Annotated in this window: 25 protein-coding genes; 10 read left to right on the top strand and 15 right to left on the bottom strand. The window is 56.9% G+C overall.

From position 1 onward, the window contains the following. The first annotated feature begins 356 nt into the window (after positions 1-356). Entirely contained in the window at positions 357-1,184 is an 828-nt protein-coding gene (locus ABH909_RS12755; RefSeq protein ID WP_429439862.1) for a c-type cytochrome, read from the top strand. 169 nt (positions 1,185-1,353) lie between these two features. Here the strand turns inward: ABH909_RS12755 and ABH909_RS12750 are convergent, their stop codons facing one another. From ABH909_RS12750 to ABH909_RS12705, 10 genes are all read right to left on the bottom strand, one after another. After that, entirely contained in the window at positions 1,354-2,163 is an 810-nt protein-coding gene (locus tag ABH909_RS12750; protein ID WP_429433531.1) for a transglutaminase family protein, read from the bottom strand. Then, positions 2,160-3,110, bottom strand: a complete 951-nt coding sequence (locus ABH909_RS12745) for an alpha-E domain-containing protein (protein WP_010456611.1) — start codon at positions 3,108-3,110, stop codon at positions 2,160-2,162. The genes ABH909_RS12750 and ABH909_RS12745 overlap by 4 nt, the downstream gene beginning before the upstream one ends. A gap of 12 nt (positions 3,111-3,122) precedes the next feature. Then, the gene (locus tag ABH909_RS12740; RefSeq protein ID WP_429433530.1) at positions 3,123-4,532 is read right to left on the bottom strand and encodes a circularly permuted type 2 ATP-grasp protein; all 1,410 of its coding nucleotides are present in this window, start codon (positions 4,530-4,532) and stop codon (positions 3,123-3,125) included. 147 nt (positions 4,533-4,679) lie between these two features. Then, entirely contained in the window at positions 4,680-5,033 is a 354-nt protein-coding gene (locus ABH909_RS12735; RefSeq protein ID WP_429433529.1) for a hypothetical protein, read from the bottom strand. Positions 5,034-5,037: 4 nt separating this feature from the next. Further along, a complete protein-coding gene (locus ABH909_RS12730; protein ID WP_007902188.1) occupies positions 5,038-5,379 on the bottom strand; it encodes a ribonuclease E inhibitor RraB in 342 nt (113 codons plus the stop codon). Between the two features lie 215 nt (positions 5,380-5,594). Next, positions 5,595-5,828, bottom strand: coding sequence for a hypothetical protein (locus tag ABH909_RS12725; protein ID WP_038979787.1), 234 nt, complete (start codon positions 5,826-5,828; stop codon positions 5,595-5,597). 224 nt (positions 5,829-6,052) lie between these two features. After that, complete coding sequence (locus tag ABH909_RS12720) at positions 6,053-6,244, bottom strand: PLDc N-terminal domain-containing protein (RefSeq protein WP_223487614.1); 192 nt, start codon at positions 6,242-6,244, stop codon at positions 6,053-6,055. Positions 6,245-6,327: 83 nt separating this feature from the next. Next, positions 6,328-6,858 (bottom strand): hypothetical protein, encoded by a 531-nt coding sequence (locus ABH909_RS12715; RefSeq protein WP_429433527.1) that lies wholly within the window; start codon positions 6,856-6,858, stop codon positions 6,328-6,330. A gap of 222 nt (positions 6,859-7,080) precedes the next feature. Next, on the bottom strand, positions 7,081-7,599 hold the full coding sequence (locus ABH909_RS12710) for an ankyrin repeat domain-containing protein (protein WP_429433525.1): 519 nt from the start codon (positions 7,597-7,599) through the stop codon (positions 7,081-7,083). A 110-nt stretch (positions 7,600-7,709) separates the two neighbouring features. Further along, positions 7,710-9,548, bottom strand: a complete 1,839-nt coding sequence (locus tag ABH909_RS12705; RefSeq protein WP_429433524.1) for a long-chain-acyl-CoA synthetase — start codon at positions 9,546-9,548, stop codon at positions 7,710-7,712. 355 nt (positions 9,549-9,903) lie between these two features. Here ABH909_RS12705 and ABH909_RS12700 point away from each other — a divergent pair, with 355 nt between their 5' ends. Then, positions 9,904-10,182: a DUF3509 domain-containing protein gene (locus ABH909_RS12700; protein WP_007898807.1), complete on the top strand. Its 279-nt coding sequence runs from the start codon at positions 9,904-9,906 to the stop codon at positions 10,180-10,182. A gap of 130 nt (positions 10,183-10,312) precedes the next feature. Here ABH909_RS12700 and ABH909_RS12695 read toward each other — a convergent pair whose 3' ends face one another. The 3 genes from ABH909_RS12695 to aroC form a co-directional block, all read right to left on the bottom strand. Beyond that, positions 10,313-10,858, bottom strand: coding sequence for a 1,2-dihydroxy-3-keto-5-methylthiopentene dioxygenase (locus ABH909_RS12695; RefSeq protein ID WP_429433522.1), 546 nt, complete (start codon positions 10,856-10,858; stop codon positions 10,313-10,315). A 77-nt stretch (positions 10,859-10,935) separates the two neighbouring features. Continuing rightward, positions 10,936-12,081 carry an MFS transporter gene (locus tag ABH909_RS12690; RefSeq protein WP_429433520.1) on the bottom strand — a complete coding sequence of 382 codons (1,146 nt, stop codon included), beginning with the start codon at positions 12,079-12,081 and terminating at the stop codon, positions 10,936-10,938. Positions 12,082-12,162: 81 nt separating this feature from the next. Further along, on the bottom strand, positions 12,163-13,254 hold the full coding sequence (gene aroC / locus ABH909_RS12685) for a chorismate synthase (RefSeq protein WP_008076361.1): 1,092 nt from the start codon (positions 13,252-13,254) through the stop codon (positions 12,163-12,165). Between the two features lie 130 nt (positions 13,255-13,384). Between aroC and ABH909_RS12680 the strand changes: the two genes are divergently transcribed. Beyond that, positions 13,385-14,350: an alpha/beta hydrolase gene (locus ABH909_RS12680; RefSeq protein WP_429433518.1), complete on the top strand. Its 966-nt coding sequence runs from the start codon at positions 13,385-13,387 to the stop codon at positions 14,348-14,350. Between the two features lie 94 nt (positions 14,351-14,444). Beyond that, the gene (locus ABH909_RS12675; protein ID WP_429433516.1) at positions 14,445-15,236 is read left to right on the top strand and encodes a hypothetical protein; all 792 of its coding nucleotides are present in this window, start codon (positions 14,445-14,447) and stop codon (positions 15,234-15,236) included. Between the two features lie 126 nt (positions 15,237-15,362). On the opposite strand, the gene prmB is transcribed toward ABH909_RS12675, so the two are convergent. Next, positions 15,363-16,271: a 50S ribosomal protein L3 N(5)-glutamine methyltransferase gene (prmB, locus tag ABH909_RS12670; RefSeq protein ID WP_429433514.1), complete on the bottom strand. Its 909-nt coding sequence runs from the start codon at positions 16,269-16,271 to the stop codon at positions 15,363-15,365. Between the two features lie 238 nt (positions 16,272-16,509). Here prmB and ABH909_RS12665 point away from each other — a divergent pair, with 238 nt between their 5' ends. The 3 genes from ABH909_RS12665 (at position 16,510) to ABH909_RS12655 (ending at position 18,185) form a co-directional block, all read left to right on the top strand. Further along, entirely contained in the window at positions 16,510-17,100 is a 591-nt protein-coding gene (locus ABH909_RS12665) for a cysteine hydrolase family protein (RefSeq protein WP_007898815.1), read from the top strand. 131 nt (positions 17,101-17,231) lie between these two features. Next, positions 17,232-17,552, top strand: a complete 321-nt coding sequence (locus ABH909_RS12660) for a hypothetical protein (protein WP_253551766.1) — start codon at positions 17,232-17,234, stop codon at positions 17,550-17,552. A 75-nt stretch (positions 17,553-17,627) separates the two neighbouring features. Further along, entirely contained in the window at positions 17,628-18,185 is a 558-nt protein-coding gene (locus ABH909_RS12655) for a Smr/MutS family protein (RefSeq protein ID WP_007898817.1), read from the top strand. Between the two features lie 588 nt (positions 18,186-18,773). On the opposite strand, the gene ABH909_RS12650 is transcribed toward ABH909_RS12655, so the two are convergent. After that, positions 18,774-20,018: a RelA/SpoT domain-containing protein gene (locus tag ABH909_RS12650; protein ID WP_429433512.1), complete on the bottom strand. Its 1,245-nt coding sequence runs from the start codon at positions 20,016-20,018 to the stop codon at positions 18,774-18,776. 388 nt (positions 20,019-20,406) lie between these two features. On the opposite strand from ABH909_RS12650, the gene ABH909_RS12645 reads away from it, so the two are divergent. From ABH909_RS12645 to nhaA, 3 genes are all read left to right on the top strand, one after another. Further along, entirely contained in the window at positions 20,407-20,628 is a 222-nt protein-coding gene (locus tag ABH909_RS12645; protein ID WP_429433510.1) for a hypothetical protein, read from the top strand. Next, positions 20,615-21,307, top strand: a complete 693-nt coding sequence (locus tag ABH909_RS12640; RefSeq protein WP_429433508.1) for a hypothetical protein — start codon at positions 20,615-20,617, stop codon at positions 21,305-21,307. Before ABH909_RS12645 ends, ABH909_RS12640 begins: the two co-directional genes overlap by 14 nt. A gap of 629 nt (positions 21,308-21,936) precedes the next feature. Beyond that, positions 21,937-23,307, top strand: coding sequence for a Na+/H+ antiporter NhaA (nhaA, locus tag ABH909_RS12635; protein ID WP_429433506.1), 1,371 nt, complete (start codon positions 21,937-21,939; stop codon positions 23,305-23,307). The last annotated feature ends 313 nt before the right edge of the window (positions 23,308-23,620 follow it).

Here is a 23,620-nt window from a genome sequence, read left to right as displayed (position 1 = left end):
ACGAAATGGATCTAAGTCAAGCCTGACGCGGGCCCTAAGGTAAACCTGTACGAAGTTGTCGTCGGGTTTTGCCGAGGCACTCGTCGCCCTACAGGAAGTGCAACGCTCTGCCGTCATGGATATGCAGGCAGGCACCAGGAAATAACAAAAAAGGCGGTCAAGCCATGTTCAAACATTCGAAAGTTCGTCAAGCCGGGCTCATTCTATTCGCCACTACGCTGTTGTTGATTTTGCCGAACCTGACCAAGGTGATTGGCTGATCGAGCATCAGGGTTTTCATTTCGTCTGATAAAAATGTGATTGGCTCGCTATTCGAGCCGGCGTGGCTGTGCCAACCTTTGCGGCACTTCCACGACATGAACGGCGATCACTTGAAAGCGCTCATTGTGTTTGGGGCCTTGCTGCTCAGCATGCCTCTGTCTGCCGCACAGCTGAATCTTGAGCTGGGGGCGAGTTCTCGCACCTGGCAGACCGAGCAATTGCTCAAGCACCCTCAGGTTCAGACCATCACGATCACCAACGACGTTTCCTACAAACGGGACATGAGCTATCGCGCCGTGCCGTTGGCGGCGCTGTTGACGGGTATCAAGTCTGACGATCATTTGCAAGCCGTTGCCCTGGACGGTTTTGCCGCCGAACTGGCTGCTGCGCCATTGCTCAATACCCAAGGCGCGCGGGCCTGGCTGGCGATTGAAGAGCCGGCCAAGTCTTGGCCACCGTTGTCAGAGGGCAAGCACAGTGCAGGGCCGTTTTACCTGGTCTGGACCGATCCGCAGCTGGGCAATATCAGCCCCGAGCAATGGCCATTCCAAGTCGCCAGCATCAAGCGCATGGCCCCAGTGGCTGAGCGCTTTCCTGCCCTGCTGCCCGATCCTGCGCTGAAGGCGGACGATCCGGTGAACAAGGGCTTTGCGCTGTTTCAGAAGAACTGCCTGGCGTGCCATCGATTGAATGGCGCAGGCGATGCGCAGTTCGGGCCGGACCTGAATATTCCGTTCAACCCGACCGAGTACTTCGGCGCGGATTTCCTCAAGCGCTACATTCGTGATCCGCAGAGCTTGCGTCAGTGGCCACAGGCGAAGATGCCGGCGTTCGCGACGACGGTGTTGCCGGAGGGGGATCTGGAGTTGTTGGTGGGGTATTTGAAGCACATGGCGGGGCGCAAGGTTTCTTCGGCCAAGTAAATAACTCACCTGTGGCGAGGGAGCTTGCTCCCGCTCGGCTGCGCAGCAGTCGCAAACCCGGCGAATGCGATTTGCCTGACGGATCGCGTCGCCTGATTTGAGGGCCGCTTAGCGCCCCAGCGGGAGCAAGCTCCCTCGCCACAGAAGCCCTAACCACAATGAATCGCTGCTACTGCTGTTGCACCGAAATCACCGGCGCAGGCGTCGGTGACACAAACACCTTCGCATGCATCTGCTCGCACCCGCCTCCACGGCGCATGCCCCGCACCGGGCAGGCGTCGAGATAATCCAGGCCCACCGCCAGTTTCAGGTGACGCTCCGGGCGGGCCAGTTCGTTGGTTACGTCGAAGCTGTACCAGGCGTCATCCAGCCAGGCTTCAGCCCAGGCGTGACTGGCCAGGTGTTCACAGTTCTCGCTGTACAAATACCCCGACACATAACGCGAGGGAATGCCCAGGCTGCGGGCGCAGGCGAGAAACGCATGGGTGTGGTCCTGGCAGACACCGGAACGCCCGGCAAAAGCCTGGGCGGCGCTGGTGTCTACTTCCGTGGAACCCGGCGTGTAGGTCATGTGCTGGTTCAGGCCATGCATCAAATCGATCAGCGCCGTACGATCCCGGCGTTGTTTGCAGGCCTTCTCGGCAAACGCGCGCAATGCTTCGTCGGCTTCGGTCAGGCGCGTAAAGCGCAGGAACGGCAGCGCCGACTGGCTTTCGTGTTCGGCTTCGCGCAGTTCGTCGATGTCCACCTGCCCTCGGGCGCCGATAATGATTGCCTCGTGGGGTTCGTCCAGGGTCAGCACATGCAGAATGTTGCCGAATGGATCGAGTTGCGCGCGCACCGGACGTGGCAGGTCGAGCTGCCAGCTGAGCACGTGTTGGCGCTCGCTGTCGTGTGGGGTCAGTCGCAGGTACTGGATGCTCGCCCGCACCTGATCTTCGTAGTGATAGGTGGTCTCGTGGCTAATGGAAAGTCTCATGCAGCCTCCAGGTAGGAACTGTGTATGGCATTGCCCAACTGGCGCACCAGCGGGATGAACTCGGTCAGCCAGGCGTGCAGGCCTTCGTCGAGGATTTCGTTGATACCGGTGTAGCGCAGGCGTGCGTCCATTTCCGCGGCCAGACGTTGCGCGGGACGGCCGTTGGCCCCCGGCAATTGGGCGAGGATCTGGTCGATTTCTTCGGTGCAGGCTCGCAGGGATCGCGGCACGTCGGCGCGCAGCAATAACAATTCGGCCACATGCCGGGCGCCGGGAGCGTCGCGATAGATCTCGGTATAGGCCTCGAACGACGACAAGGCCCGCAGCAAGGCGCTCCACTGGTAATAGGCGTGGGCCGTGCCGTCGCTGACCGCTTCGGCCTGATCGCCGGCCATTTCGTAACGGGCGTCGAGCAGGCGCAACGTGTTGTCAGCCCTTTCGATAAAGGTGCCCAGACGAATGAAGCGGAACGCGTCGTTACGCATGATGGTGCCGTAGGACGCGCCGCGGAACAGGTGGGAACGTTCCTTGATCCACTCACAGAAACGGCTCATGCCGTAGCGGCTCAAGCCCTGCTCGGCGATCCCGCGAATCTCCAGCCAGGTGGCGTTGATGTTTTCCCACATGTCGGCGGTGATTCGCCCACGCACCGCATGGGCGCTGGCTCGCGCGGCACCGAGGCAGCTGTAGATGCTCGCCGGATTGGCCGCATCCAGGGCGAAAAAATGCAGCAGCCGTTCGGCGTGCAAATCGCCGTGGCGCTCCAGATAATCGTCCAGAGTGCCGGTGATCAGCAACGGCATGGCGAGTTCGTGCAAGCCATCGCCACGCCCATCCTGAGGCATCAACGACAGCGAATAACTGATGTCGAGCATCCGTGCGAGGTTTTCGGCCCGCTCCAGGTAACGCGACATCCAATACAGATCCGAGGCAGTTCTACTTAACATGGCAGGCTTCCTTCAATCCTCGACCACCCAGGTGTCCTTGGTTCCGCCGCCCTGGGAGGAATTCACCACCAGGGAGCCTTCGCGCAAGGCGACACGGGTCAAACCACCGGGCACAACCCGGGTTTCGCGGCCAGACAATACAAACGGACGCAGGTCGATATGGCGTGGAGCGATGCCGTTTTCGACAAAGGTCGGACAGGTCGATAAAGACAACGTCGGTTGGGCGATGTACGCGTGGGGCTTGGCTTTGATCCGCTCACGGAAAGATTCGATTTCCGCCGCCGTCGCCGCCGGCCCCACCAGCATTCCGTAACCACCGGAGCCCTGGGTTTCCTTGACCACCAGTTCTGGAAGATTGGCCAGCACGTGGGACAGCTCAGAGGGATTACGACACTGCCACGTCGGCACATTCTTCAGGATCGGCTCTTCATCCAAGTAGAAACGGATCATGTCCGTGACGAAGGGATACACAGACTTGTCGTCCGCGACCCCGGTGCCGATGGCATTTGCCAGCACCACGTTGCCGGAACGGTAGGACGACAGCAGCCCTGGAACGCCGAGCATCGAGTCCGGGTTGAACGCCAACGGATCGAGGAAGGCATCGTCGAGGCGACGATAGATCACGTCGACAGCTTTCGGCCCGTCCGTGGTGCGCATGAACACCTTGTCATCACGCACGAACAGGTCCGCACCTTCCACCAGTTCGACACCCATTTCCCGGGCCAGAAATGCATGCTCGAAAAACGCGCTGTTGAAGCGCCCCGGCGTCAGTACCACCACGCTCGGGTTGTCGATCGGGCTGGAGCTTTTCAAGGTGTCGAGTAACAGGTTCGGATAGTGGTCGATCGGCGCGATGCGCTGGGCGGCGAACAATTCTGGGAACAACCGCATCATCATCTTGCGGTCTTCGAGCATGTAGCTCACGCCGCTGGGGGTACGAAGATTGTCCTCGAGCACGTAGTACGTGCCGTCGCCATCGCGTACCAGGTCGACGCCGGAAATGTGCGAATAGATATCGCGGTGCAGATCCAGCCCTTGCATCGCCAACTGGTATTGCTCGTTGGCCAGCACTTGCTCGGCCGGGATGATGCCGGCCTTGATGATGCGCTGCTCGTGATAGAGGTCGGCAAGGAACATGTTCAATGCCTTGACCCGCTGAATGCAGCCGCGCTCGACGACCCGCCATTCACTGGCGGGGATACTGCGGGGAATGGTATCGAAGGGAATCAGGCGCTCTGTCCCTTGCTCATCACCATAGAGCGTGAATGTAATCCCGGCACGATGAAATAACAGATCGGCCTCGCGTCGCCGTTGTGCCAAAAGCTCGCCAGGCGTTTCGGCCAGCCAACGGGCAAACTCCCGATAATGCGGGCGGACCTGGCCGCCGGCATCGTACATCTCATCAAAATAGGTGCGGATCATGCCGTACTCCTTGTCACCCGGACATCCAGGCCTTCGCAAGGCCCGTGCCATCGGCATAAACGCTTTGATATCAATCAGTTGGAGAATGGCGCTGCACGCACCGCACCAATCCTGTGCGGTAAATGCCCCAACCTGATTGCCCCCGCTTCATGGCGAAGCAATGCTGTCGCCTATCAGCAGCATAGCCAGAGTTGATTTCACTGCCCGGGAGACAGTGCGGATAATCGGCGCATTCGCTGGAAAACCTGACCGAAACTTCCCTTTAACCGCCTGCTCAGGCGGTTTTTTTTGCGTGTTTGAAACGTTATGAATCAAAAGCACGATCAAGAGATCGCAGCCTCGTTTCACTCGACAGCTCCTACAGGAGAACGCATCCAATGTAGGAGCTGTGTAGGAGCTGTCGAGTGAAACGAGGCTGCGATCTTTTGAACCTTTACAAACCGCACAAACGAAAACGGCCAACCCAAAGGTCAGCCGTTGCTGAGTGTTGTCACTGTTCATAACGTTATGCGAGTAGCCCTCGTACCTCCTGCTTGACACCCCATCCTTCAATGATACCGCCCAGAGGCTCGACCACCGCCTCGAAGTCCTGCTCAAAGTCGCCGATCCCGTCATAGGTGGCGTACATCACTTTGCTCAGTTCCAGATGCCACGCGCCGTCATCGCGCACGCTGATCTGGGCATTCAAGGATTCACCACAAAAATGACCTGCCGCCCTGCGTGCCCGCTCCTCATCCGGGAAAATGGCGTAGAACTCGATGGGATGGAATCGTGAAAAGTCGAAACCGCCTTCTTTCATGCGGCGCAGCACGCTGCTGCTGATGTCTTCTTGATAGGCTGTGCTCATGAAACGTCCCCCTCAGACTGATGGATAGACTTTCCGTATTCCCTGCACTTTCAACCGATTGGCGAGAGCGATACGGCAACACAGGTTGCCGACGGGAAACAAGCATGTAGCTGACAAGACCAGACCATAGCGAGTCATTCGCTGATCTCGCTTGCAGAGTAGCCCCAAGACAGAGCTGCTGCCAAGGTCTGGAGGTGAATGTGACAAGAGATGTATCAGATCGGGGTAATACTGATGATTTCAATGCTGTTCTGGGATTTCAGACTTTTGACGGTCGGATCATCGGTACGACCCTCCAGATCATTGAGATCCAGTTCGGCGGCGACCGGCAGGCACCGGGCGCGAATGAGTTTGGCGGCCTGCTCGCTATTCGGGCATTCCTCGCACTCGAAGAGTTCGTCCACTGTTTCACCGTGATCATCCACGAAAGTGATTTTCCACTTTTGCATCGGTGCCTCCTCGATAAAACCCATGGATGGGCTTACTTCTATCTGGACTTTACCCCTGACTGATCGTTCAACGGATTACCGCGTGTCGGCATGAAAAAACACAGAACCTGTGGGAGCGGGCTTGCTCGCGAAAGCGGTTTGTCTGTTACATCGATGCTGAATGTGCCGACGTCTTCGCGAGCAAGCCCGCTCCCACAAGGGAAATGCGTTGCTTGAGGATGCAGTCAGATCCGCACGTTACCTCGTGGCCCGGCGATGGCCCAGATGATCAGGCCCAAGACCGGCAGCAGCAGGATCAATAACACCCAGAGGATTTTCATCCCGGTCTCGGCGCCACTTTTAAGCACGTTGATGATGGCCCAGATATCCAGGGCAAGAATAATCAGGCCAACCAGGCTGTTGAACGTGGAACCCATGGTGACGCTCCCTAAGAGTGATATGCCCTCTTAGGATAGTCGGGCCTTGCGAGGGTTCCGTTTTATTACCGTTCTGGACAGCTTCAGACGTGGATCGCCACTTTCAAGGCTTCCAGGGATGGCGCGGCGGCGATGCCGACTTCGGCGCACAGTTCGAGAACCCGTGGCACGTCGTTTCCATAGACCAGCACCACTTGCAGCTCATCGTCGAGCAACTGGCTGAAGTTCATCAGCGTGTAACCGCCGTTTTCCTTGTTCATGCTGCTCATCTGCACCTGAATGCGGTTGAGCGCCGTCAGGGCTTCGGTCTTGGCCAATTGCTTGGGTTTGATGTTGAAATCGACGCCGGGGCCGAACGAAGCGACAATTTGCGCAAACAGGTCCATGTAGGTGTCGGCCTGGAACAGCACGGTTTCCGGCAAGCTGCCGACGACGACCCATTCGCCCAACGGGATCGGGAAGGTGTCGTCGTAGTTGATGTCCGGATTGGCCGTCAGAAAAGCCTCTGGATCGGCGTAGGCCTGAGCCGCTTCGTCAGCGACTTTCAGGATTTCGTCCTCGCTCATGCACCCGGAGCTGATTTTGCTGATGAGTTCGACGAGTGCGGCTTTCATGAGTGGATCCTGTAGCGAGGGAGATTTGAGGGCGCGAAGGATAGCGCATTCGGAAATGGATTGCGGGACCTGGCATGACCTGTGGCGAGGGGGCTTGCCCCCGTTGGGTTGCGAAGCGACCCCCATTGGTATTCAGTCAAACCGAGTTCTCTGGTTTTACGACTGCTTCGCAGCCGAACGGGAGCAAGCTCCCTCGCCACAAAAGCCCCACAGCCACGAAGGTCAGGCCAGCAATTTCTGCAATTGTGCGGTGGTATCTACCGCGCCCATGGTTTTGGCCGCGTCCAGCGCGGATACGCCGTTGGCATCCTTGGCCTTCGGATCGGCGCCTTTGCTGATCAGGTAGTCGACGATTTCGACGCGGTTGAACATGGCCGCCATCATCAACGCAGTGCGACCATCGAAGGACGAACCTTCCACTTGTGCGCCACCCTCCACCAACGCCTTGACCACCGCCAGATCCCCCTTGAATGCCGCGCCGGCAATCGGGCTCTGGCCGTTGTCGTTGCGGATTTCAGGATCAGCCTTGTGCTCAAGCAGTACTTTTACCGTGTCGACATGGCCGTGATACGCGGCGAGCATCAGCAAGGTGTCGCCCTTGTGGTTACGCAGGTTCGGCGGCAAGCCCTTGGTCAGCAGCGCAGCCATCATGGCTGCATCGCCTTCGCGCGCTTTGTTGAACACCTGTTCGGCAAATTCAGCAGCCTCTTCGGGCGTCATCTGGCGGCTTTTGTCTGACATTGGGGACTCCACATTCGGTCAATCGGAAAGCCCATAGTTTCCCGAGCGCTCAAGAACCTGTCACTTCTTTTTTCTCATGGCTGGTCAGCCACATTTAGTAAGCGCCGCATTCAATAGCGGTATTTGCCGCCCTGGATCTCCGCCAGCACCTGCTCGGTAACTTGCACGTAAGTCTGAGTGCCCGGCAACCAGGCATAAATCGGGTCATCGCCGGTTTTGTTCGGGTCGAAGGCTTCATCCTTGAGTCGGGTCTTCTGATATTTGAAGGTCCCGGTGGTTTCCATTTTCACTTTCACCCGTAGGAAAAGCGGCACCGCATAGGCAGGCATTTGCTGCCTGGCGAAAGCCAGCAACTCGCTGAAGTCCAGGGTCGCCAGGGATTCGGCCGGGGTGATTGCCGCCATCCCCGCGCGCCCGTTGGTGTTGTGGATTTCCACGCCATAGGCCACGGCTTCGGCAATGTGAGGGTGTTGCAGGAGGATGTTTTCGACCTCGGTGGTCGAGACGTTTTCACCCTTCCAGCGGTAGGTGTCGCCCAAACGATCGACAAACTGCGCGTGGCCAAAACCGATGTTGCGCAGCAGATCACCGGTATTGAAGTAACGATCGCCCTTCTTGAACACGTCGTGGAGCACGACTTTTGCGGTCTTCTGCGGATCGGTGTAGCCGTCCAGCGGCGCCTTGTCGTCGATCCTCGCCAGCAGCAAACCCTCCTCGCCCTTGGCCACTTTGCGCATGAAACCCTGGGTATCTCGCGTGGGTGCGCCGCTGTCGTGGTCGTACGCCACCAGCTCCCAGGACATCAGGGAAAAACCGATGGTGTTGTCGAAGTTGAGGATGTTGGTGAAGCCGATATTGCCGTCGCTGGCGGCGTACAGCTCGCAAATATGGTCAACGGCAAAACGCGTCTTGAACTCGCTCCACGCACCGGGGCGTAAGCCATTGCCGATCATCTTCGTCACGCTGTGGCGACTGTCGTCGACGCTGCGCGGTTGATCCACCAGATAGCGGCACAATTCACCGACGTAACCGAGGGTGGTCGCCCGGTATTTGCGCACGTCACTCCAGAACTGGCTGGCGCTGAACTTGCGACGGATCGCAAACCCCGACGCCCCGCTGATCGCCGAGCCCCAGCACACGCAGAGCCCGGTGGCGTGGTACAGCGGCAAGGTGCAATAGACGACGTCCTGCGGCTGCATGTCCAGGGCAATCAGCCCGAAGCTGGCGGAGCTGCGCATCCAGCGGCCGTGTTTGAACACCCCGGCCTTGGGCAACCCGGTGGTGCCTGAGGTGTAAATGTAGAAACAAGGATCGTCGAGAAAAACCTGCTGGCTGCTGACGGGATTATCGCTCCACGCTTGGGCGCTCGCCGTCATCAGGTTGATGAAGCCATCGGGCGAATTGCCCGGATCGCGATAAGTGTCTTGATCGGCGACAAACCAGGTACGCGCCGCGTCGATCGACACCCGTTCGCGGACCGCGTTGAAGGCCGCAACCAGCTCTTCTCCGACCACGATCGCCACCGGCACCACCAGGTTCAGGCTATGGGCCAGGGGCTCGCGAGTCTGGGAGGTATTGAGCAAAGCGCTGATCGCACCGACTTTGGCCACCGCCAATATCGTCACCAACAGTTCCGGACGGTTCTCGATAAAGATCGCCACCACATCGCCCTTGCCGATGCCTTCGGCTATCAAGTGATGGGCAATGCGATTGGCCCACTGATTGACCTGGGCATAAGTGAGTGTCACCTCACCCTGCAGCAAGGCCGGGCCCTCGGGGTTGCGCAACGTTGCCTGCTCGAAGCTCCAGCCGAGGCCACACGGTTGGGTCGGGTCCTTGACGTTGGCGGCTTTCATGCCCTTCACCACGCGGGGAATGGCTTTGGCAATGGAAGGTAGCTTGCGGAGCATCATGCCCCAGGTAATCGTGTCGTTCAGCGTGCGGCTCATTGATGCTCCCGTTCGATTTTCTTATTGTCGGGTGGCGTTGTTTGAGGCCGAAAATACGTCAGCGGTTCTTGAGCTGTACACGCGGTTTTTGCAATGTTTTGTATCCGCGCCCCGAGCATCCAGACCCGCGATCGAAAAGCGGAACCCTGGCGTCGTGATTGGTTCCATCGAATTGCGGGCCGACCACGCAAAATGCAGGATGCACGATGGCCATTCATGCAGATTGCACGAAAGCATAGAAACACAATTTTTCTAACTTATTGATTTATAGGTATTTTTAAAAAATCAGGTGCTGGCACAATCACTGCAACTACCTCTCCATGTTGCCCTTCAAGCACAAACGGAGCTGATAGACATGAGCCTGATCCAGGAAAAATTTTCGTCGCTATTCTCCAACTTCGAAGTCACCACCCAGCCACGGCCTGACGGCGGCATTCTGCTGACCCTGCGCAGTACGGACGGCAAAGTCTTCAAACGTTCGATTTCCTACCAGCAATTGCATGCCGGCGATCAGCTGTCATGGGTGATCAGCGCGATACGTCGTGACGTCGCCGAACAGGCCAGCGAACTGCCGCAGATCTCCATGCTGCAAAGCCAGCAACGGTTCGCCTTGCCGACTTATCACTCGGTTTAAATCCTGCAGTTGTATAAATAAACACGCTACAAACAAACAGGCCGTGAAAGCTTCCGCTTCACGGCCTGAATTATTTCTGGCTTTGCACCACCCTGTAGGGCAGAAGGCCGGAGCAACGATTGGCCTCTACTCAGTCCTCGAGACGCGGGAAGCGGCTGGCGATGTCATCGCCGGTGAAATCAGCCGCCCTGCCTTCGGGGTTGTTGGACAGACGGATGGCGACCAAATGCGGGTGCTCGCCCATGTCGAACCAATGCGGAGTACCTGCAGGCACCAAAATCAGGTCATTTTTCTCGCAGAGCACGGCGTAGACATAATCGCCGATGTGCAGGGAGAACAAACCACGGCCAGCGACGAAAAATCGTACTTCGTCTTCAGCGCAGCGGTGTTCATCGAGGAACCTGGCGCGCAGTTCGGCTTTTTGCGGGTGATCGCTGTCCAAACTGACGACGTCGACGGTGAGGTAACCGCGCTCGGTCATCAATTTGTCGATGTGTTCCTGATACGCAGCGATCACTTCTTCCTGGCTGGCGCCGGGCTGGATTTTCGCCGCGGCTTGCCAACGGTCGAAGCGCACGCCCTGTTCGGCCAGGGTCGAGGCGATGTCCTCGAGGTGGGTCAGAACTTTGTTCGGTAGTTCCGGGCTAGAAACGTGATAAACGGACAGGCTGCTCATTCTGGGCAACTCCTTAACGGTTCATGCTTTATGGTTCGAGAGTGAGCGCGTCTTCAACTCGCACTCGCAGGTCAGGCTCATGGCCGGTCCTCTTGCATACGTGTGGCAATGATAACGGCAGCGGCGAAGGCTGCGAGACTGGCGATACTAAAGGTCAATGTGGCACCGAGTGCATTCCAGCTGTAACCGGAATACAACGCGCCCAATGCGCCGCCGGTGCCGGCCAGCGCGGCATACAACGCCTGGCCCTGGCCTTGCTGACGCGCGCCGAAGCTGCGTTGCACGAATTGGATGGCAGCCGCATGAAAGCTGCCGAAGGTGGCAGCGTGCAACACTTGGGCGAACAGCAACACCCAGAGGAATTCAGCAAACGAACCGAGCAACAACCAACGCAACGCCGCCAGCAGGAAACTCGCCAACAGCACCCGGCGCACCGAGAAGCGCGCAAGGATCTTGCTCATGGCCAAAAACATCAAGACTTCGGCAACCACGCCGACTGCCCAGAGCATGCCGATCAGCCCACGACTGTAACCAAGTTGCTCAAGGTGCAGGGTCACAAAGGTGTAATACGGCCCGTGACTCATTTGCATCAGCGCCACGCAACCATAGAATGCCAACACCCCGGGGTTGCGCAATTGCTGGAGGAATCCCTCTCCCGCCAACCGCTCACTCTGAATCGGTTGCGCGTTGGGTACCCATAAACTGCTGACCACGATTCCGGCCATGATCAGCACCAGTGCCAGCGGATAGATGTCCAGGCTGAGCCATTCGAACATGCGACCGAGGGCGACCACGGTGATGATGAAACCGATGGAACCCCACAGGCGAATCTGACTGTAGCGAGACGTCTGGCCGTTCAAATGCGCCAGGGTGATGACTTCGAACTGCGGCAACACCGCATGCCAGAAGAACGCATGCAAGGCCATGACCATCGCCAGCCACGCGTAGCTTTTGCTGACGAAAATCAGCGAAAAGGTCAGCAATGTACAGACCGCGCCGAATCGCACGATGGCCAACCGTCGCCCGGTGTAGTCACCGAGCCAGCCCCAGATGTTTGGCGCCACGCAACGCATCAGCATCGGGATCGCCACCAGTTCGCCAATGCGCGCACTGGAAAAGCCCAGGTGATCGAAGTACAGCGCCAAAAATGGCGCTGTAGAACCGAGCAAGGCGAAATAGAACAGATAGAAACTGGAAAGCCGCCAGTATGGAAGCGCTGTCACGTCGTCAGGCCCCGGCGGCTATGAGACTCTGTACGAAAACCGCCTGCGCGGCGAGTTTTCGTACAGACCCTGCGTCAGCCATTAAAGCTGACCCAGCACCGGAGTGCTCACCCGCACATCGATGTTCTGCCCGCGGTGACGCAGCAGATGATCCATCAATACGATGGCCATCATCGCTTCGGCGATTGGCGTGGCGCGGATACCGACACACGGGTCGTGACGGCCCTTGGTGACAACCTCAACCGGGTTGCCATGGATGTCTATGGAACGGCCGGGCGTGGTGATGCTCGAGGTGGGCTTGAGCGCCAGGTGCGCCACGATCGGCTGACCGGACGAGATGCCACCGAGAATGCCGCCAGCATTGTTGCTGAGGAAACCTTCCGGGGTCATTTCATCACGGTGTTCGGTGCCGCGCTGGGCGATGCTGGCAAAACCGGCGCCGATCTCAACGCCTTTGACCGCGTTGATGCTCATCAGCGCGTGGGCCAGTTCGGCGTCGAGGCGGTCGAAGATCGGCTCGCCGAGGCCCGGCATCACGCCTTCGGCAACCACAGTGATTTTCGCGCCGACCGAATCCTGGTCGCGACGCAACTGATCCATATAGGCTTCCAGCTCCGGCACTTTGTCCGGATCAGGGCTGAAGAACGCGTTTTCTTCCACCGAATCCCAGGTCTTGAACGGGATTTCGATCGGGCCGAGCTGGCTCATGTAACCACGAATGACGATGCCCTGAGTGGCCAGGTATTTTTTCGCAATCGCCCCCGCCGCCACGCGCATGGCGGTTTCACGGGCCGAACTGCGACCGCCGCCGCGGTAATCGCGCTCGCCGTATTTGTGGTGGTAGGTGTAGTCGGCGTGGGCCGGGCGGAACAGATCCTTGATCGCCGAATAGTCCTTGGACTTCTGGTCGGTGTTGCGGATCAACAGGCCAATGGCGCAACCGGTGGTGCGGCCTTCGAACACGCCGCTGAGGATTTCGACTTCGTCGGCTTCCTGGCGCTGGGTGGTGTGGCGACTGGTGCCGGGCTTGCGGCGGTCCAGGTCGCGCTGCAGGTCCTCAAGGGAAATCTCCAGGCCCGGCGGGCAGCCATCGACAATGGCGACCAACGCCGGGCCATGGCTTTCGCCCGCGGTGGTGACAGTGAACAGCTTGCCGTAGGTATTGCCGGACATGCGGGACGCTCCGTGAAATCGAAACCAAAATACGTAATGCGCGCCAGTATACGCAGGCTACCCGACTAGTTCATCCTCGAACCTTACGGGTGCCCGCGAGTCCAACCGGCACCTTGTTAATGATGGCGTGATGATGCTGCGAGTTCTAGCCTTGAGCCTTACCTTGTTTACCGGCCTGCTCCCCTATGTGGCCCAGGCCACAGTCCTGCAACGTCCCATCACATTGGACACGGGCAGCGGCGAGCTTTTCGGCTCGCTGTTGCTGCCCAAGTCCGACACGCCGGTGCCGGTTGTCCTGATCATTTCCGGCTCCGGTCCTACGGATCGTGACGGAAACAACCCCGACGGCGGACGCAATGACAGCCTCAAACGGCTGGCCTGGGTGCTGGCCAAACACAATATCGCCAGCGTGCGTTACGACAAGCGCGGCGTGGCGGCGAGCCTGGCTGCGACTCCAGACGAACGTAATCTGTCGGTGGAGGCCTATGTGGCCGACGCCGAAGCCTGGGGCCACAAGCTCAAAACCGACCCACGCTTTGGCAAACTGATTTTGCTCGGCCACAGCGAAGGTGCATTGATCGCCAGCCTTACGGCGCCAAACGTTGACGCCGCGGCGGTGATTTCCCTGTCCGGCAGCGCCCGGCCGATCGATCAGGTACTGCGACAGCAGTTGAGCAATCGCCTGCCGCCACCGTTGATGCTGCGCAGCAATGAATTGCTCGACAGCCTCAAGGCCGGCCGCACCGACGACAACGTGCCCCCGCAATTGCAGGTGATTTTCCGTCCCAGCGTGCAGCCGTATCTGATTTCGCTGTTCCGCCAAGACCCGGCAGCGGCCTTCGCCAACCTGAAAATGCCGGCGCTGATCATCCAGGGCAGCAACGACATTCAGGTCGGCGTGGGTGACGCCAGAGCACTCAAGGCCGCCAAACCGGACGCCGAACTGGCGCTGATCGAAGGCATGAACCACGTGATGCGCATCGTGCCCAACGACGTAAAGCGGCAATTGGCCTCCTATAAAGATCCGCAATTACCACTGGCGGCCGAACTCGGCGCGCGAATCCTCGAGTTTATTGACGGACTTCGCGCCAGTTAACTTTACCCTCCAGTCCTGAAAAAAACGGCCGATAAGCCTTTGTCGCCAGCGCACTGGCTGGCGGCAAGCAGGGCTTGGACAGGATCTCGCCGTTATGACTGATACCCAGATTTCATCCGACACCACCGCTGAAAAAGACGCACCGCCAGCGGTCGAGCTGCCGTGGGCGGACGTCCACGTCGAGCACCACAAAATGCTCCGTCTGGCGCCGCTGCAAACCGACCGCAACACCGGTGGGCGGCCGTTGCGCTTTGTCGAATTCGGTTACGCCGAACGCAACAGCAAGGAACGCAGCCTGCTGCGCATGGCCATCAAGCTGCCAGGTCAGCGGGTGCGCAAAGAACAGAATCATCTGGATGTCTGGGTTGATCATGCTACCAAACGCGTGCATTTCGGCCCTGAAAGCGGCCTGCAGATCGAGCCGATGAACCGTGGCATCGGGCGTTACATGGCCGCTCAGGGCATTACGTGGGCGAAGAAGAGATGGCCCGCCTACACCGTCGACGGTACTGACCTGAACAACAAGGATGCGCTGAACGAAGACACTCGCCTGCGTCGCGATCACTTTCTGCGGGTGCACGGTTTTGACGTGGTCTACGCCGACGCCCAGCATTTGAAGGGCAGCGTTAAAGAGGTGTCGGTCGGTGATTTGCTCGGCGACTGGAACAGCGAAAAGTTGCAGCAGGTGGAAATCCTCGAAGCCGCGCAGATGCTCCAGCAAGCCGAGCAGAACCTGGCGGAACAGGAAGTCAAACTGAAGAAGCACGAAGAAAAAGTCAGCAAGTACAAACGCGAAGACGCCGGGCTGCGTTTTACCATTACTTGCCTGGTGGCGTTTGCGGTGTTTCAGGCGGGGTTGTTGATCTGGATTGCTACGCACCGCTGAAGGTTTGAGACCGCGGTGCGGCCATCGCGGGCAAGCCACGCTCCCACAGGTTTTGTGTCATGCCCAAATCATCTGGCACACACAAAGCCTGTGGGAGCGTGGCTTGCCCGCGAAGGCTTTCTAGAGTCAGACGCGGGACGCGAACAACGCCTGGTGATCGCGGCACTGCTCCACCGTCAGCATGAACACCCCATGCCCACCGCGCTCAAATTCCAGCCAGGCGAAGTCGACTTCCGGGTACAGCGCCTCGACGTGAACCTGGCTGTTACCCACCTCGACAATCAGCAAACCTTTCTCGTTAAGATGATCCGCCGCTTCGGCGAGCATGCGGCGCACCAGGTTCAAACCGTCGTCGCCACAGGCCAGGCCCAGCTCCGGTTCGTGCTGATATTCGTCCGGCATGTCGGCGAAATCTTCCGCATCGACGTAGGGCGGGTTCGACACGATCAGGTCGAAACGTTGACCCGGCAAGCCATCGAAACCATCGCCCTGAACAGTGAACACGCGCTCATCGACACCGTGACGCTCGATGTTCTGGTTCGCCACTTCGAGTGCTTCGAACGACAGATCGGCCAGTACCACTTCGGCGTTCTGGAACTCGTAGGCACAGGCGATGCCGATGCAACCGGAACCGGTGCACAGGTCGAGAATGCGCGCAGGTTCGGCGCCCAGCCACGGCTCGAAGCGCTTTTCGATCAGTTCGCCAATTGGCGAACGCGGGATCAGTACGCGTTCGTCGACAATGAACGACATACCGCAGAACCAGGCTTCGCCCAACAGGTAAGCGGTCGGAATGCGCTCTTCGATGCGCCGCTTGAGCAAGCGTTGCAGATTGACCAGTTCGTCCTCTTCCAGATTGCAGTCGAGGTAGCTATCGGCGATTTCCCACGGCAAGTGCAGCGCACCCAACACCAGTTGACGGGCTTCGTCCCAGGCGTTGTCGGTCCCATGGCCGAAAAACAGATCCTCCCCATGGAAGCGGCTGACGGCCCAACGGATATGGTCACGCAGGGTACGAAGTCGGGAAGTGATCACGGGGCAAACTCCAGAAAAAACGACTGACGATTCTAACAGCCAAAAGACGCCACGACGACGCAGGAAAAACACCGGACCAGATGTAGGACTCTTCTATTTTTTCAGCAGGCTATTGAACAGAACGAGTATCTTGACAAGGCTGCGACCCAACAACGGCGGTGCCTACGATGGTAGCGATTCACAGAAGCGCTCAGCCAGAGGACAATGTCGCAAAAGCCCCACCCGAAGGAGCCCCAGAATGTCCGTTCCAAAAACGATGTTTCAACTCAGCGGCCGTGGTTATGCAGCGGCCAATCTGGGTCATGCGACCCTTGTCATCATCGATGCCCAGAAAGAATACCTCAGCGGCCCCTTGGCACTGAGCGGCATGGATGCTGCCGTCGCGAACATCAAGCAACTGGTCGCCGCTGCCCGTGCAGCCGGTCGGCCGATCGTGCACGTGCGCCATCTCGGCACCGTCGGTGGGCTGTTCGACCCGCAAGGCGAGCGTGGTGAATTCATTCCGGGCCTGGAGCCACAGGGCGATGAAACCATCATCGGCAAATTGCTGCCGAGTGCGTTTCATGGCACCGAACTGCTGGAGCGCCTGCAGAATCTCGGCTCGCTGGACCTTATCGTCTGCGGCTTCATGAGCCATTCCAGCGTCAGCACTACCGTGCGCGCCGCGAAGAACCTGGGCTTTCGTTGCACATTGGTTGAAGACGCCTGCGCGACTCGCGACCTGCCGTACAAGGGTGGCGTCCTGAGCGCCGAGCACGTTCAGCACACCGAGATGGCGATCATGGCGGACAACTTCGCCACCCTCGCCCTGACCCGCGAACTGATCTGATCGACCGTCGATGAGCGGTCCATGCCGCCGCTCATCCGCAAAAGCCTGTCATTTGCTGTAAATGCCCTAGCCTCAGGAACATCCCGGTCAACTCCCGGTCGAAGGGCCGATACCCATTGAGGAAGGTCGGAATGAAGTTATCCGATGGTTTTGATGCACGCCGCTTGCGGCCCAAAGGCCAAAGCAACTGGCGTTTTCGCTTCGGCGCAGCGTTCGCTGCCTTGCTGGCGACGTGCGGTGTGTTGCTGGCGATGGCCGGCGCAGCCAGTTTACTGGGCCGGCCCCCGGCGCTTGGCGAGTTGAATGCCAGCCCGCTAGGCTCGGCGATCATTCTGGCCGTGGGCCTGTTCGTGCTATACATCGGCGTGTGGCTGTGGCGCCGCTGCCGTCGCCGCTCGCGCCAGTCGCGAGAGTTGAACATGGCACCGCACCTGATGAAAAAACACGACTAAGCCCAACGCCGGACGTTTTGTCGCGCCCCATTCGCTTCGACTTGGGTAAACTGGCCGCCCTTCGCGGAGGCTGATATGCAAGACGACGATTTTTCCCTGTTCAAAAGCGCGATCCAAGGCGTCAAGCCGATCAAGCACGATCGCGCCGAAACCGGCAAACCCAAGGCCGACCGCGCGCAAATCGCCAAGCTGCGCCAGGCCGCCACTGTGCGCACCGATGCCACCACCGTTGACGGGCTGTCTGATCAGTTCGTCATTGATGTCGGCCCCGAAGATGAGCTGATGTGGGCCCGCGACGGCGTCCAGGAAAGCCAGATGCGCAAGCTCAAGATCGGACAGATTCCGTTCGAAGGCAGCCTCGACCTGCATGGCATGAACGTGGAAAAGGCCCGTGAGACCCTATGGGCCTTTCTGGCCGAAGCGACCAAATTCGAAATCCGCTGCGTACGTGTCACCCACGGCAAAGCGGTGCGCCTGGACGGCAAGCGGCCGATGATCAAGAGCCACGTCAACACGTGGCTGCGCCAGCATTCACAAGTGCTCGGCTTCACCTCGTGCCAACCGAAACACGGTGGCGCCGGAGCGGTTTATGTAATGCTCAAACGCACCATGATGGAAGGTCGCGACGAGTGATGCTGTCGCTTCATGCTTGCAGCGCCGTGTCCGTCACCGTACCCTTGCCCTTTGCGTAAAATCCCACAGGTAGTTTCATGTCCCTGGAACAGAATTACACCGACATGTTCAGAGGTGTTTACTAAGTTATCAGAGGCAATGAAATCAATGACTTAACGCCCAGAGCAACTCAGAATTTCCTGCCAAAACGCAGTCATTGGTACAAAAATTGGTACAGGATTCTCCTCTCACGCAACACAAAAAAAACCTCGCGCCGGTTGTCCCCTGCGGGGCTTTTTTACAACTAGAGCTGATGCTCTGAACGCTAGCTGAAAGGCGGCTATCGGCCGATTCTGTTGAAAAAGTCGGTCCTTCCAGACTGCCGTATACTGACTGCTGAAAAAAGCCTTTTTGCACGCAGCTACGCGAAATCTGAGCCCGGAATCCTCTACTCAAAAAGTAAAGATTTCAATCTCAAGCGTGTACTTTTTTACCATGGAAACCATAACCTACTTTTTTTTAATCGGCCAGAAGCGGTCATTCGATCGTAACGACGCTGCTACGGCCAATAGAGAATAACTCCTTCCCTATCCGTTTACCTTTTCGTTTTTATTCCTCTTTCTCACTTCCAGCTTTCTCACTTCCAGCTTTCTCACTTTCAGCTTTTTTCTTAGTTGGAGTTTTAGATACACGCAACACACGCCCTGTAATCGCAGGGTTAGAGGTTACATTTGCGATATTTGCGATATTTGCGATATTTGCGATATTTGCGATATTAAGACTCTTGGTAATCGTCTCGAGGTCTTGTAGGTATTTAGAAGGCTCTAGCGTGTTTCCTAATGCTAGTCTTGCCTGTGCAGCGAAATCTGTATTGACCAAAACTTTAGAAAAATTGCTATTGCGTTGAATATTCTCCATCCATTTCCCGGAGAATACGCCAGTACTCATCTCCGAAGCTTCCGCTGCCGATCTCATACGAGAAATTTCTTCTTTAAGCTTAAGAACTGCGCTTTGTGACTGAGCGTGCTGCTCCGTCTTCTGCTCCAACTCGGAAATTAGCGCCTCCATAGCCTCTAAGGATTTTCTTTTTTCATCATGAGCAGCTGCTAATTCAGCCTGAGTAGTGGTGGAAGCCTGAGCCAACGCTTGCACAAAACTACCCATTTCATCAGCCTGTCCAGCCAATCGGTTAAATATGGCCAGAAATACATTAACCATCTCGTCGGCGTTGAAATTCGGATAACGTACCCGATGGTCAATTTCACTCCATCCCTCTTCAAATATTGTTCGAACTTGGACCTCGGCAAAAACCTGACGCTTTTGAGGTTGTGCTTTAATAATGTAGTGCACTGATCGATAGCCAGCAGGGTGTTCGCGATGCTCGAACCGATCCGTGGGGAAGACATCTTCGGATATAGTGTCGCCTTTTCTGGTATATACCAGCGGCTGCTCTGTATCAATTAGCTGTTGATTTTCACGTATGGACGCATCAATAGTTAGGGCTTCGTTTTTGAAAAGATGCAAGGCTCTGATGCCGATAAGATCAGTGATGATTGAATAATAATTCTGCGCATCTATCGCAAGATATTTGGCTGACTTTGCTGCGCGTTTTCTAACAATTTTTTCCAGCATATGTTCGGAGTCTTTAATACGCCAGCGAACAGAGTGAACGCCATCATACTGTTGCATTACCCTAGCAAGCATTCCGGCATATTCCCGCAACTGAGCACCATGGCGTTCATAATCTTTACCTATTGCTATCAGCGCTTCCCAATCAATAGCAGATGCCTCCCACGTGTCTCGACTGATACGATTACGATGAAGAAACTCTTCTAGTTGCAAATTGGTGATCATATGGAGTCCTATTTCTGCAGCTACTGGGGCGCTTAAGTTGCTCAGCATGATTGGCCGAAATGCCTTGAAGACTCAATTGTGCCTACTGCATCGTTGGCGTGCAATGTCACATTGATGGCAATGCATAGATGAGGCCTTGAGCTACTGCGACGTTTTTCGAAACGTCTTGCAGGCCAGGGATCGACGTCTGTCTTTGCTGAAAGGCTGAAGGGTCGAAAGCAGCCCCCATGATGGATTGGGCATAGCACTCCTCCAACGCCCCAGCCAGACTGGCTAACCCGACGCAAGCTCTTCGCTTTGTAGCAATTTCTAAGCAAGCCATAATAACTGCCTGACAAGGGCACTGCCGGTACTATGCTTGTACTTTCTCTCGAAAGGAGTCGAAACCATGCCAAGCGAATACTCACTGTCGGATGTACTGGAAAGACTGTACGAAAACCAAGAGGCTCTGCAGGCGGCCATTATGGAGTTAACCCTTCTGGTTGAAGGGCAAGGGGCGCTGGAAGTGGACGGAAATGTCCGTGGAGCACTGTGGACCTTGGATGAAAACGCCGGCCATATCAAACAAGGCTTGGCTCTCGTTAGGAAGCACAACAATGTCAACGAGTGAACGTATAGCAGAGCAACCCCGTGACGGAAACATTGCGGCCATGGGGCAGGAGATCGGCGCGATCTACAGTGCCCTTTGGCAGGAAGTTGTCTTGATCCACCAGAAATGGGGACAGTTCGTGGAACTGTTCGGAACAAGTCCAGAGCGGGTTGATCTTCTGAATAAAGCGGCGCCGGCATTGTTTCGAACGGTCCAAGACAGCCTTTGGGAAAATTTGCTTCTTCATCTTGCTCGCCTGACAGATCCGCCGCGGTCAGTAGGCAAGAGTAATCTCAGCCTTCGACGGCTACAGGAGGCCGTCATCGGGTCACCAGTTGAGACTGACGTGGAAGCATCGACCAGCAAGGCGGTTACTGCGACGGCTTTCGCGCGCGACTGGCGACATCGGAAGCTCGCACACCGGGATCTGGATCTGGCTCTTGGGCAACACATTGTGCCTCTTGCACCCGCTTCACGGGTTGCCGTCAAAGAAGCACTGTCAGCAGTAGCGGATGTACTCAATGTGGTAGCGGATCACTATCACGACTCGACCACTATGTTCGACCTCAGTGGTGCAGACGCTGATGCAGCGTCATTGCTGTATATCCTTCGAGATGGCCTTCGCTACGAGGAAGAACGCAGAACACGGCTAAAGAGCGGAACGTATACGCAAGATGACTTTCACCCCGAAAGAATCTAGCCGCAATGCGCTAAAACCATTCCATGAGCTGATATGGATAGAGATTCGAACCCCTTCTCACAATCCTTCGAACCGCTCCAAGCCAATAAAACTGGCGTTTTTTCGGGCTGCATATGGCGTTATTGAGGTCTGTAGCGGCCCTGATTGTGCCCTAAAATTTGCCCTAAACCTTCTCCGCGTGAAAACGCTGCCCTATGATGAAGTCGTTTTTTGGGCGGCAACACGCTTTGGCTTATCTCCGTAGGCGGACGCTCGTAAGCGGATGACGAACACATCTTTACCCGCTTCCAATTGCTATGGAGGGCTCCTTCTCGCTAAGAGGTGTGAGTAGGTCGTGGGAGCGATGCGATCATTTGATCAAAGGCCGCCACCGCATATCTTCCATCAAAGCTTTGCAAGGTTGGCATTTCTGAAGGAAAACCGAATCGCCTCTGCCGGGGAGCACTTCATCCATAGCAATGGGCAGATCCGCGCTGTCAAACATTAGGTGAGCTGAAGAATCTTGGCATTAGCGCAAAAAATTTGCGCCGAGGCCTGTACATTCATACCATCGGGTCGGGTGCACTGCTGCATGAAGCGCAGGGCAGGTTAATCTCACGCGTTGGTCGGGCCGCCAGCGGAGAATACCAGTGACTGGAAATAAGCCCTCGCCTACTTCTATCCCTCGCCCTCAAGTACTCACAGAAAAAGCACTTGCAGCTTTTGAACGGTTTTCGCACATTGAAGCGGTCAGCGGGATCGCGCTGCTGATTGCGGCTGTTGCAGCTTTGGCGTGGGCGAACAGTTCTTTCGCGGAAAGCTACGAACACCTTTGGCATACGCAGATCACGGTTGGTTATGGTGATGCCAGCGTATCGCGATCCCTTCATTTCCTAGTCAATGACGGCCTTATGACCATCTTCTTTTTGGTCGTCGGTGCTGAGATACGTCAGGAAATCCATGATGGCGCCTTAGCCAGCTTCAAAATGGCTTTCCTCCCAATGGGGGCCGCAGTCGGTGGCGTGGTGGTTCCAGCGTTGATCTACATTGCGATCAACCATGGGACAGCAGCCAGTAGTGGGTGGGCCGTGCCGACGGCAACAGATATCGCATTCGCTGTCGGAGTGCTTGCCTTGCTGGGCAAGTCGATCCCCGGAGGTGTGAGGGTATTGTTGCTGGCCTTGGCGATCATTGATGACATCGTGGCCATTCTGATCATCGCGGTGTTCTACACCACGACTCTGGACTACACGGGAATCGCAATCGCTTCAGTCGGTATTCTCATGCTTCTGATGTTCCAGCGAATGGGACTTAGCAGGATGGCTCTTTATATATTGCCGGGTGCGATCATCTGGTACGGATTGCTGAAGACGGGCGTGCATCCGACACTGGCGGGTGTGCTTCTTGGGCTGATGAGCCCAGTGCGCTCAATGCCTATGGCAGAACGACCGCTGGACAAGATCCAGAGAAATTTCCACGACTTGCTGGATAGGTTCTCTTCCAAGGATCCCGATCAGTCAGTCGCCAAGCCACTGAAAGAGCTCCTTCAAGCTCAAAGGGAGATGCTTTCCCCGGTGCAGCGTATTCAAATGACACTTCATCCATGGGTGGCGTTTTGCATCATGCCGCTGTTCGCGCTGGCCAACGCTGGTGTGAGCTTCGCGGGCGCCGATCTCGACAATGCACTTTCCCAGCATGTATTCATAGCGGTGGTGTTGGCATTGGTTGTCGGCAAGCCGGTAGGGGTGATTTTGGCCTCCTACTTGCTCGTCAAATTGAAATTGTGTGAGCTTCCCACGGGAGTTACCTGGCCTGGCATCGTCCTCGTCGGCCTGCTCGCCGGTATTGGCTTTACCATGTCGATCTTCATTGCATCGCTGGCATTTAACGATAATGCCCTGCTGGCTGCTGCAAAGTTGAGCGTGCTTTGCGCTTCCGCTGCGGCAGCATTGGTGGGCCTTACTTGGGGTGTATTACGGCGCCCACTCAAGCGTCATCAGGCAGAGGGAAAGAGCGAATAAACACGGTTCGAAGTGCATTCATGGGTAATCTGAGGATCCCCTTTCAAAGACTTTTGCATCAGCGCCTAATTTGCCGACTGCACATTGGGAGCAGTGTCATATCTGGCATTCCGCAGCTAGCGCCCGATTTGCTCTTACTCGGCCAGAACCATATACCTTCCGACTAGGCACTCGTGATACTTTTTGAATCAAATTAGCCATAGACAGAGCGCTAATGCAAGCTAATCTAAGGCTGTCAATTGGGAGGCCTCAGTCGTTCACGTCAGGGCCTTTCGACCGCGTTATCGCGCTTCATGCATAATGGGCGGGGTCG

The sequence above is a fragment of the Pseudomonas sp. BS3782 TE3695 genome (assembly GCF_050435305.1).
In the GTDB taxonomy this organism is placed as follows: Bacteria; Pseudomonadota; Gammaproteobacteria; order Pseudomonadales; family Pseudomonadaceae; genus Aquipseudomonas.
This window is presented reverse-complemented; position numbering and strand designations above follow the sequence as displayed.

Bases quoted from the DNA above. Each gene is read 5' to 3' on its own strand.
- ABH909_RS12680 (WP_429433518.1), top strand. From the start codon at position 13,385: ATGATGCTGCGAGTTCTAGCCTTGAGCCTTACCTTGTTTACCGGCCTG.
- ABH909_RS12660 (WP_253551766.1), top strand. From the start codon at position 17,232: ATGAAGTTATCCGATGGTTTTGATGCACGCCGCTTGCGGCCCAAAGGC.
- aroC (WP_008076361.1), bottom strand. From the start codon at position 13,254: ATGTCCGGCAATACCTACGGCAAGCTGTTCACTGTCACCACCGCGGGC.
- ABH909_RS12675 (WP_429433516.1), top strand. From the start codon at position 14,445: ATGACTGATACCCAGATTTCATCCGACACCACCGCTGAAAAAGACGCA.
- ABH909_RS12730 (WP_007902188.1), bottom strand. From the start codon at position 5,379: ATGAGCACAGCCTATCAAGAAGACATCAGCAGCAGCGTGCTGCGCCGC.
- ABH909_RS12640 (WP_429433508.1), top strand. From the start codon at position 20,615: ATGTCAACGAGTGAACGTATAGCAGAGCAACCCCGTGACGGAAACATT.
- ABH909_RS12720 (WP_223487614.1), bottom strand. From the start codon at position 6,244: ATGGGTTCCACGTTCAACAGCCTGGTTGGCCTGATTATTCTTGCCCTG.
- ABH909_RS12745 (WP_010456611.1), bottom strand. From the start codon at position 3,110: ATGTTAAGTAGAACTGCCTCGGATCTGTATTGGATGTCGCGTTACCTG.
- ABH909_RS12665 (WP_007898815.1), top strand. From the start codon at position 16,510: ATGTCCGTTCCAAAAACGATGTTTCAACTCAGCGGCCGTGGTTATGCA.
- ABH909_RS12740 (WP_429433530.1), bottom strand. From the start codon at position 4,532: ATGATCCGCACCTATTTTGATGAGATGTACGATGCCGGCGGCCAGGTC.
- ABH909_RS12705 (WP_429433524.1), bottom strand. From the start codon at position 9,548: ATGAGCCGCACGCTGAACGACACGATTACCTGGGGCATGATGCTCCGC.
- ABH909_RS12710 (WP_429433525.1), bottom strand. From the start codon at position 7,599: ATGTCAGACAAAAGCCGCCAGATGACGCCCGAAGAGGCTGCTGAATTT.
- ABH909_RS12650 (WP_429433512.1), bottom strand. From the start codon at position 20,018: ATGATCACCAATTTGCAACTAGAAGAGTTTCTTCATCGTAATCGTATC.
- ABH909_RS12655 (WP_007898817.1), top strand. From the start codon at position 17,628: ATGCAAGACGACGATTTTTCCCTGTTCAAAAGCGCGATCCAAGGCGTC.
- ABH909_RS12750 (WP_429433531.1), bottom strand. From the start codon at position 2,163: ATGAGACTTTCCATTAGCCACGAGACCACCTATCACTACGAAGATCAG.
- ABH909_RS12755 (WP_429439862.1), top strand. From the start codon at position 357: ATGAACGGCGATCACTTGAAAGCGCTCATTGTGTTTGGGGCCTTGCTG.
- ABH909_RS12700 (WP_007898807.1), top strand. From the start codon at position 9,904: ATGAGCCTGATCCAGGAAAAATTTTCGTCGCTATTCTCCAACTTCGAA.
- ABH909_RS12725 (WP_038979787.1), bottom strand. From the start codon at position 5,828: ATGCAAAAGTGGAAAATCACTTTCGTGGATGATCACGGTGAAACAGTG.
- ABH909_RS12715 (WP_429433527.1), bottom strand. From the start codon at position 6,858: ATGAAAGCCGCACTCGTCGAACTCATCAGCAAAATCAGCTCCGGGTGC.
- ABH909_RS12645 (WP_429433510.1), top strand. From the start codon at position 20,407: ATGCCAAGCGAATACTCACTGTCGGATGTACTGGAAAGACTGTACGAA.
- ABH909_RS12695 (WP_429433522.1), bottom strand. From the start codon at position 10,858: ATGAGCAGCCTGTCCGTTTATCACGTTTCTAGCCCGGAACTACCGAAC.
- ABH909_RS12735 (WP_429433529.1), bottom strand. From the start codon at position 5,033: ATGAACAGTGACAACACTCAGCAACGGCTGACCTTTGGGTTGGCCGTT.